This window comes from Vibrio sp. Sgm 5, from assembly GCF_026241575.1.
Lineage (GTDB): Bacteria > Pseudomonadota > Gammaproteobacteria > Enterobacterales > Vibrionaceae > Vibrio > Vibrio jasicida.
Genome location: NZ_JAPHPY010000003.1, coordinates 176,945 through 186,303 on the forward strand (window position 1 = coordinate 176,945; position 9,359 = coordinate 186,303).

Sequence of the window (9,359 nt, forward strand, 5' to 3'; positions counted from 1 at the left end):
TTGAATAAGATCGAGATCACACAAAGCCACAAACAAAAATGCCCCAACCAATAGTTGGGGCATTCCTGTATAACTTTGCTCGAACGCGGTGTAGGGACTTAGTGCAGACCGCCAACGTATTTCGACAGAACTTCGATGTCTTCGTCTGTCATTTTCTTTGCGATGTCACGCATCATGGCATTCATATCATTACCACGAGCACCATCACGGAACTTCTCTAACTGAGCTTTGATGTAGTCAGCTTGCTGACCAGAAATTTTAGGGAAACCTGAAAGCTCAGTGCCGTTACCACGAGGACCGTGACACGCGATACATGCGGTTAGACCACGCTCTGCATCACCAGCGGTGTAAAGTACCTTACCTTGCTCGACCACATTTTCAGGGGTTGAGCTCTCTGCAATAGGTAAAGAGGCATAGTAAGCAGATAGATCCGCAATGTCTTCATCACTTAGTGGCATAGCCATACCACTCATTACAGGATCGTAACGACCTTGTTTACCACCACTAGTCATACCTAGTTTTAGATCTTTTAATTGCTTCTCAAGATACTTAGCGTGTTGGCCTGCAAGATTCGGGTACATTGCTAGTGCACTGTTACCATCTGCTCCGTGACAGGCGACACAGGTTTGTGATTTTGCTTTACCAGCTTCAATATTACCTTGGGCCCATACTGAGCAACTGGCTAAAAGACTCAAAATTAGCGCTAATTTCTTCATGACATTCCATTATAATTATCAAGCTTCCAGTACCACGGAATGTGAACATACCGCGTACACTCATGGTACAATAGGCGACCTTATGCCGAGCACGGTTATTTTACACAATTTCACAAAAAAGTAATCAATCGACTACACAAAGTCGAGATGGAGTTAACAGTGAGCGTAAAAATTCATTACCAAAACACGCATTTCATCACCAGCGCACCCGATATTCGTCACTTACCGGAGGACGAAGGTGTCGAAATTGCGTTTGCAGGACGCTCAAACGCTGGTAAATCGAGTGCACTGAATCGCCTGACTAACCAAAAAAGTCTAGCGAAGACATCAAAGACCCCAGGTCGTACTCAATTGATCAACCTTTTCAAAGTACAAGAAGGTTGTCATATCGTCGATTTGCCAGGATACGGCTTCGCTCAAGTACCGGTTGAGATGAAGAACAAATGGCAAAAGTCATTAGGTGAATACCTACAGAAACGTGAGTGTCTAAAAGGTCTCGTGGTTCTAATGGACATTCGTCACCCAATGAAAGATCTCGACCAGCAAATGATTTTCTGGGCAATCGACAGCCGCATCCCTGTGCAAGTACTGCTGACTAAAGCTGACAAGCTAAAAAGCGGCGCTCGTAAACAGGTACTACTGAAAATTCGCAAACAAGCAGAGACGTTTGGTGGCGATGTATCGGTTGATGTGTTCTCTTCATTGAAAGGTCTGGGAGTTGATCAGCTTCGTGCCAAACTGGACGTTTGGTTTGCACCGGCAATCGCACACCTTCTTGAAGAAGACGAACAAGATGACGCTCAAGAGAGCAACGAAGAATAATTAACAAAATTTGTTAAATTTTTTCGACACAGCCCTACCTTTTGGTGGGGCTTTTGCTTATCTGGGGGTAAGGGGGTAAGAAAGGTGAATTTCAGGCAATAAAAATCCCCACCTTCCTGGCAGGGATAACGGGAGAGAAAAATTGGTAATTATTGTTATGAGGCGAAGCATTACTGAACTGAGATTCGATTTCAATAGGTTAAAAAGCAATCTTATCTTCTACCTCAAACCAAACACCCTCACCCACACGACACAATAGCCCTATTATTCATATAGTTAAGTTAAGCAGAACATCAAAAAGACGTAACTTAGTTTCTTTCGAGAAAAAATAATAGTGTGACTGGCGTAAATTTACAGCATGAATAACGCAATAAATTGGAATGAAAAAGCTAGATTTGACAGTAACTTAGAGAGGTCTAAAGAAGTTCATTTTTGTGGACTATTTTAACTTGTTGATCAAAAAGAAAAATTTTCTTTCGCCCAATAAAAAACGCCCCAGTCAAAAACTGACTGGGGCGGCTGAATCAGCCTAATCCAATAACGTGAAACAAAAGGTCTGAAAGATAGAACATCTTACCTCTGTACCCTACGAGAGATAATGTACAACAATTGGTCAGATTTGCAAAGAATTTTTGTAATTTTTTTTCATGAAAGTTTTATTAAGCAACAATAATTCTCACAATTGAATTGCTTTTTTATTAGCACAAAAAAGCCAGCGTTTGTGCGCTGGCTCATGTTTAATTAGTAAAATTGATTTAAAATTGACTAGTGTGCTTGGTCCCAGTTATCACCGTGACCTGCTTCTGCCACTAGAGGCACTTTCAGTTCTGCTGCAGATTCCATCAAATTCTGTACTTTATTTTCAATTTCGGACAAAGAAGACTCTTCAACTTCAAAAACCAATTCATCGTGCACTTGCATGAGAAGTTTCACTCGACCATTACCTTCTTGCTGAATCCACTCATCCACTAATAACATCGCTTTCTTGATGATATCCGCAGCGGTACCCTGCATCGGCGCGTTAATCGCGGCACGCTCAGCAGCTTTACGACGCATACCGTTACGAGATTGAATTTCAGGAAGGTGCAGACGGCGACCAAAAATCGTCTCTACGTAACCTTGTGCAGAAGCAGTACTACGCGTGTCTTCCATGTACTGCATTACACCAGGGTAACGTTCGAAGTACTTGTCCATGTAAGCCTGCGCTTCACCACGCGGAATACCGAGCTGTTTTGCTAAGCCAAATGCGCTCATGCCGTAAATCAAACCAAAGTTAACCGCTTTTGCACGACGACGCTGTTCACTTGAGACTTGGTCGATAGAAACACCCATGATTTCTGCCGCCGTTGCTGCATGGATATCTTTACCATCACGGAACGCATCAAGCAGCGCTTGGTCACCTGACAGGTGCGCCATAATACGCAATTCAATTTGAGAGTAGTCGACTGCCAAGATCTTATATCCCGTCGGTGCAATAAATGCCTGACGAATACGACGACCTTCTTCGTTACGAATTGGAATGTTCTGCAAGTTAGGATCGGTTGAAGATAGACGTCCCGTTGCAGTAACCGCTTGGTGGTAAGAAGTATGCACACGGCCCGTTGATGGGTTAATCATCTTCGGTAATTTGTCGGTGTACGTTGATTTTAACTTAGCCAGACCACGGTATTCCAAAATCAGTTTTGGTAGTGGGTAATCCAGAGCCAGTTCTTGCAGCACTTCTTCATTAGTAGAAGGCGTCCCTGATGGTGTCTTCTTGATGACTGGCAGACCCATTTTCTCAAACAGAAGTGCTTGCAACTGCTTCGGTGAGTTCATGTTGAACTCTTGCTCTGCAATCTCATAGGCTTTCTGCTCAAGCTCATCCAGACGTGCGGCGATCTCTACCGACTGCGCACTAAGCTTCATGTCATCAATCAGTACACCTGTGCGTTCAATGCGAGACAGCACTGGTACAAGTGGCATTTCGATTTCTTCGTATACGGTTTTTAGCTTCTCATCTTGCTCGATGTTGGCAAACAAACGGTTATGTAGACGAAGTGTCACGTCCGCATCTTCCGCTGCGTATGGTGAAGCTTCATCCAGATCGATTTGGTTGAAGGTCAGTTGATTCTTACCTTTACCTGCGATTTGCTCGAATGAAATGCAGCTGTGTTGTAGAAAGCGCAGTGCCAAGCTGTCCATATCGTGTTTGCCACCTACGCTGTTGTAAACGTAAGACGCTAACATAGTGTCGTGCTTGATACCTTTCATCTCAATGCCGTAGCGAGCTAGCACAGATGCGTCGTATTTTAAGTTTTGACCAACTTTCGATTGAGCTTCATCTTCAAGAATTGGCTTAAGCTGTTCGAGTACCCAATCACGATCAAGTTGCTGAGGCGCATCTAGATAGTCATGGGCCACTGGTACATAAGCCGCAATGCCTTCATCGGTCGCAAATGATAGACCTACTAGGTTTGCCACCATGTAATCTAGGCTGTCGGTTTCGGTATCAAACGCAAATAACTCAGACGCTTTTAGTTTGTCTAACCAAGCATTAAATGAAGCTTCATCCAGGATGGTTTCGTATTGGCTACGGTCTATTTTTACTGCTGAGGTGTCCATATCTGCTTTAGATGAAGCAGAACCACCACGCACTGCGCCAGTTGATTCATCCGCTTCTACGACACCTGTGCCGCCTTCTAATAACTCATTCAACCAAGACTTGAACGTCAACTGACCGTACAGTTTGATCAGCTCATCTGTGCTTGGCTCTGCTTTTAGCAATGATTCTGGCGTCTCTTCCAGCTCCACATCCAACTTGATGGTTGCCAACTCATAAGACATCATCGCATCGTCTTTGTTGTCCACAAGCTTCTTCGCCATGGTTTTGGAACCACGGAAACCAAGTGCAGCGATATCGTCGAGGTTTTCATACAGCTTAGTTAGACCGCCGATCCCCTGCAAAAGTGCAGTTGCAGTTTTATCACCAACACCCGGAACGCCAGGGATGTTGTCGACTTTATCGCCCATCAACGCTAGGTAATCGATGATCAGCTCTGGTGGAATACCAAACTTCTCAATCACCCCTTCACGATCCATCACGACGTTGGTCATGGTGTTGATCAAGGTGACGTTATCATCGACAAGCTGAGCCATGTCTTTATCGCCTGTACTGATCAAAACCGGCATGCCCTGTTGTGATGCTTGATAAGCCAAAGTTCCGATAACATCATCGGCCTCTACACCAGGAATACAGATTAGAGGCAGACCCATGGCACGAATGACATTGTGCAGTGGTTCAATCTGGCAACGAAGATCATCCGGCATTGGTGGGCGATTTGCTTTGTATTCCGGGTACATATCGTCACGGAAGGTTTTACCCTTCGCATCGAAAACCACCGCGATACGATCAGAAGCGAACTGGCGCATCATGCTGCGTAACATGTTCACCACACCGTAAACTGCGTTAGTTGGAATTTCACCGTTACTCATCGTGCCTGGGTAAGCGTGAAAAGCGCGATATAGATAAGAAGAACCGTCGATCAGAATCAACGGATTTTCAGGAATACTTGCCATAATTGTCTGTATCCAAATCAGTACTTAATAGATCTGCTTAGAATGCCATGACTGCTGATCCGAATCTATCTTGTTCGCTCGATCAAGTTCGCGGAAATTTTCCGATGTTATTCACGAAAAACACCTCTCACTGTGGATAACTCTGTTTATAGAAATTATCCACTGGTTATCCCATGGAAATAAAGACAGAAAAAAACAAACATAAACTATTGTTTTAGTGTTGATTTTTTTAAAACAAAAGACAAGATCAACGATCCTGAAATGATCATGACATGTGGAAAAGTTGCCGATAGAGGCGTCAATTAGAAATCACAGAAAAGAAAAAAGCGACCCAATTGGGTCGCCTAGCAGAAGTGGTAAAGCTATTTCCATTTGTATGGCTGCTTAACCAAGAAGCTATAAATTACACTGGAAGCAATGTGAGCAATGTCGTGTCAAAAAGAATTAGTGCAAGTTCTGGGGAAAATGTTTCATTACCTTCTCAACACTCGGTTAATTAGCAATTCAACGTCCTTGTGAACTTTCCTCATTCCCTAAGACAGGTTTAATAATAATGATTCTCATTTAACAGTCAACACCTAAATGAGAAAAAATCTCATTTATTTTTTATAGCGCCTTAATGAAGTGCACTCTAGACTCACGTAAGTTCGGTTTTTCTTCAAACTTTTCAATAATGTATTCATTTCTTAGCAACAAGCGAAGCATGGCAGGAAATTGGTTACGAGATTTCACTTTTAAAGTTTTGTAGCCCTGCTCTACTACCCATTCCTCTTGCGCTTCTAATAACATTTGCGCCACGCCTTCATTGCGCGCTTCTGGTGCTACGCCACCAAACCAACTGTAGAAGGTATATTCATCTAACTCGTAGCCGATTTTAAAACCTAGGATCGTCCCTGCTTTCTCAGCCACTAGGATTAAACTTTTTTTATCTCCTAGGCGCTCAGCCATGGATTCAACCGTCTCACCATGTGCAAACTCAGTAACACGAGCTACCACTTGGATCGCCTCTTCCAGCGTGCCTTCACGAATCAGCATTGTCATTGTCTTACTCTCCAGAAATAAATATACCCAAGTAACTTCAAGCCGTGTGTATTCCGTCTTGAGGTTACTTGGGTATATTCAGACCGACAACAATTGTCGGTCTGGCTTTTCTCATTGAGCGATAATTACTCGTCTGTCGCTTCTTGCGCTTTGACTAGGTGCTCTGCAGGTTGTGCGTTTTCTTCCGCTAGCCACTCTGCTACATCTTTCGCGAAGTAAGTCAGGATGCCATCTGCGCCTGCACGTTTGAAGCAAAGTAGCGATTCCATCACTGTCTCGCGCTCTTTCAGCCAACCATTCATGATGGCTGCTTTATGCATCGCGTACTCACCCGAAACTTGGTAAGCGAACGTTGGAACTTGAAGCTCAGTCTTAACACGGCGAACCACATCAAGGTAAGGCATGCCTGGCTTAACCATCACCATGTCAGCGCCTTCATTGATATCAAGAGCCACTTCATGTAGCGCTTCATCTGTATTCGCAGGGTCCATTTGGTAGTTTTTCTTGTTGCCGCCCTTTAGGTTCGCTGATGAACCAACGGCATCACGGAATGGACCGTAGTAGTTTGATGCGTATTTCGCAGAGTAAGCCATGATTTGAGTATGGATGTGACCCGCTTCTTCTAGTGCTTCACGGATTTTGCCGATACGACCATCCATCATGTCTGATGGTGCAACCACGTCAGCGCCTGCTTCTGCGTGAGAAAGCGCTTGTTTTACGAGAACTTCGGTTGTCTCATCATTCATCACGTAGCCATCTTCATCGATGATGCCGTCTTGGCCGTGAGTAGTGAACGGGTCGAGTGCCACATCTGTGATCACACCGATTTGAGGCACGTGCTCTTTTAATGCACGTACTGCGCGCTGAACTAAACCTTCAGGGTTGTAAGCTTCAGCAGCACATAAGCTTTTAGCGTCTTGGTTTACGACAGGGAAAAGCGCGATTGCTGGTACGCCTAGGTTTGCTAGGTATTGTGCTTCTTCTAGCATTAAATCAATCGACAAACGTTCTACACCCGGCATCGATTCAACACTTTCACGACGATCTTTGCCCATCAAAATGAACATTGGGTAAATCAGATCGTTTACTGAAACTTGGTTTTCAGCCATCAGACGACGACTAAAATCGTGCTTACGCATACGACGCATACGGCGTGCAGGGAATGGACCTTGAATTGATACAGACACCACTTTCTCCTTGTCTGGAAGGTTACGATGATCAAATCATCTGGTGGCAAAATCATATCACTCTTGATGCACCTTGCGAGCAGCAATATGGAAAAACGGCATGAAAAAAACCGAAAATGACCCAGCACTCACACTCAAGTATACTTCTCACTAATTCCATACACCGATGAACCATAGAGACCAACCATGATCGATACTCACGCTCATATTTACGCTAGCGAATTTGATAACGACCGCGACGAGGTGGTGAAACGTGCTTTAGAACAAGGCATTGATAGAATTCTGCTACCAAACATCGATCTTGAATCTATTGAGCCGATGCTAAAAACCGAGGCGGCTTATCCTGAGGTTTGTCGCTCAATGATGGGTCTGCATCCATGTTATGTAGATGGCAATGTTGAGCAAACACTAGAAATCATTCGTGGTTGGTTTGAAAAGCACAACTTCATTGCAGTGGGTGAAATCGGTATCGACCTGTACTGGGATAAAACCTTCCGCGCGAAACAAGAAATGGCGTTTGTGACTCAGTTAAACTGGGCAAAAGAGATGGATTTGCCTGTCGTTATCCACACACGTGACTCGATTGAAGAAACGCTGACCTTACTGCGTCAAGAACAAGACGGTCGCTTGCGTGGCGTATTCCACTGTTTTGGTGGCAGCGTAGAAGAAGCGCAAGCGATCAATGAGCTAGGGTTCCACTTAGGTCTAGGTGGTGTTTCTACGTTTAAAAACGGCGGCATGGATAAAGTTATCCCGCACCTGGACATGAATTGGGTGATTCTAGAGACAGACTGTCCTTACCTTGCACCAGTACCACATCGTGGTAAACGCAACGAGCCAGCTTATACTTCTCTAGTGGCGGCGCGCGTGGCCGAACTTCGTGGGGAAAGCCTTGAAGCTATCGACACCCGAACGACTAAAAACGCAGAAGCGCTGTTTAACTTAGGCTAAGATCTGCACTTATATAAATTACAATCAAACATTCTCTTATATTTCATAGCATTATATTTGAAAGTATAAATAACGTGCTATTGAGATGTAACTCCTGCCCTTCTTAAAATACTGCCCACACATTCGACAAGGTGGGCAATCGATGAATACTTGCCAACATGGTATTTACTTAAAACGTCAAAAACGCACCCTACTGCAAAAGCTTATGGGTATCAAAGAGCTCTACGTGTGCACTAAATGCGGATATATCATTAAAGTTAAATAGTAATGTGGCGGTGATTCAAGCTTGTTATTTGAATTACTGACAAACAAAACATTTACACAGAAATATAATGAATATCGCATACGCTAAATGAAGCACTCCGCTATTCTGACCTTCTCATAAATAAAAACAAATTCTCTGCCTATACTTGCTGACGCATACTCATAAAAATGAATATGGAAGTCTCAAAATGTGTGAACATGGAATTTACTTACAACGTCGACCTAGAACTTTTATGCAAAAAATTTTAGGCATTAAGGAAGTGTACGTATGCTCTAAATGTGGCTACGTCCTAAAGCTTAGATAATTGGCTCAGCCCAAACCACAACTAAGGCGATTCTTATGGGTCGCCTCCCCGCTCCCTCACACCTTCAAAAATTACAAATCGTTACACAGTCAAAGTTACTTCATCTCGTAACCTTTAAACTCGTTTTAAACGTCAGGCATATTTCCATTATCGATGATTAGAACTTTATTCTGTTAAATATGACCATATTGATTTGGTAGATAACCTATTGAACCATATACCGAAGCATCATTTAACATTGGAAGTAACATCACATAAAGTCCCCCAAATAAACAACAATAATAATAGGGATATGTATGTGTAAACATGGCGGTTACTTGCAACGTCGGCAGCGTCACTTTTGGGAGAAACTATTGGGAGTTAAAGAGGTATATGTTTGCTCACGATGTGGATACATCAAGCGAGTGAGATAGTTTAGCTAACCTGAACTCGGGATAAAAAAATAGAAGTGAACTAAAAGCTGGTTCTGCGATCAGATCTTTCAACCAAGAGAGAACAATCACAAAGGAACCAGC

The 9,359-nt window shown here is 43.5% G+C and carries 6 protein-coding genes; 2 read left to right on the plus strand and 4 right to left on the minus strand.

All coding sequences use genetic code 11. The features are described 5' to 3' along the window. Nucleotides 1-98: 98 nt before the first annotated feature. Nucleotides 99-716 carry a c-type cytochrome gene (locus OQJ86_RS03235; protein ID WP_038877007.1) on the minus strand — a complete coding sequence of 206 codons (618 nt, stop codon included), beginning with the start codon at nucleotides 714-716 and terminating at the stop codon, nucleotides 99-101. Between the two features lie 159 nt (nucleotides 717-875). Here OQJ86_RS03235 and yihA point away from each other — a divergent pair, with 159 nt between their 5' ends. Then, complete coding sequence (yihA, locus tag OQJ86_RS03240) at nucleotides 876-1,538, plus strand: ribosome biogenesis GTP-binding protein YihA/YsxC (RefSeq protein ID WP_038870014.1); 663 nt, start codon at nucleotides 876-878, stop codon at nucleotides 1,536-1,538. 765 nt (nucleotides 1,539-2,303) lie between these two features. On the opposite strand, the gene polA is transcribed toward yihA, so the two are convergent. From polA to hemB, 3 genes are all read right to left on the minus strand, one after another. After that, complete coding sequence (polA, locus tag OQJ86_RS03245) at nucleotides 2,304-5,096, minus strand: DNA polymerase I (RefSeq protein ID WP_038870012.1); 2,793 nt, start codon at nucleotides 5,094-5,096, stop codon at nucleotides 2,304-2,306. Between the two features lie 606 nt (nucleotides 5,097-5,702). Further along, a complete protein-coding gene (locus OQJ86_RS03250; RefSeq protein WP_038870010.1) occupies nucleotides 5,703-6,137 on the minus strand; it encodes a GNAT family N-acetyltransferase in 435 nt (144 codons plus the stop codon). A gap of 125 nt (nucleotides 6,138-6,262) precedes the next feature. Then, complete coding sequence (gene hemB / locus OQJ86_RS03255) at nucleotides 6,263-7,324, minus strand: porphobilinogen synthase (protein ID WP_045409241.1); 1,062 nt, start codon at nucleotides 7,322-7,324, stop codon at nucleotides 6,263-6,265. A 186-nt stretch (nucleotides 7,325-7,510) separates the two neighbouring features. Between hemB and OQJ86_RS03260 the strand changes: the two genes are divergently transcribed. Continuing rightward, on the plus strand, nucleotides 7,511-8,275 hold the full coding sequence (locus tag OQJ86_RS03260; RefSeq protein ID WP_265986284.1) for a TatD family hydrolase: 765 nt from the start codon (nucleotides 7,511-7,513) through the stop codon (nucleotides 8,273-8,275). The last annotated feature ends 1,084 nt before the right edge of the window (nucleotides 8,276-9,359 follow it).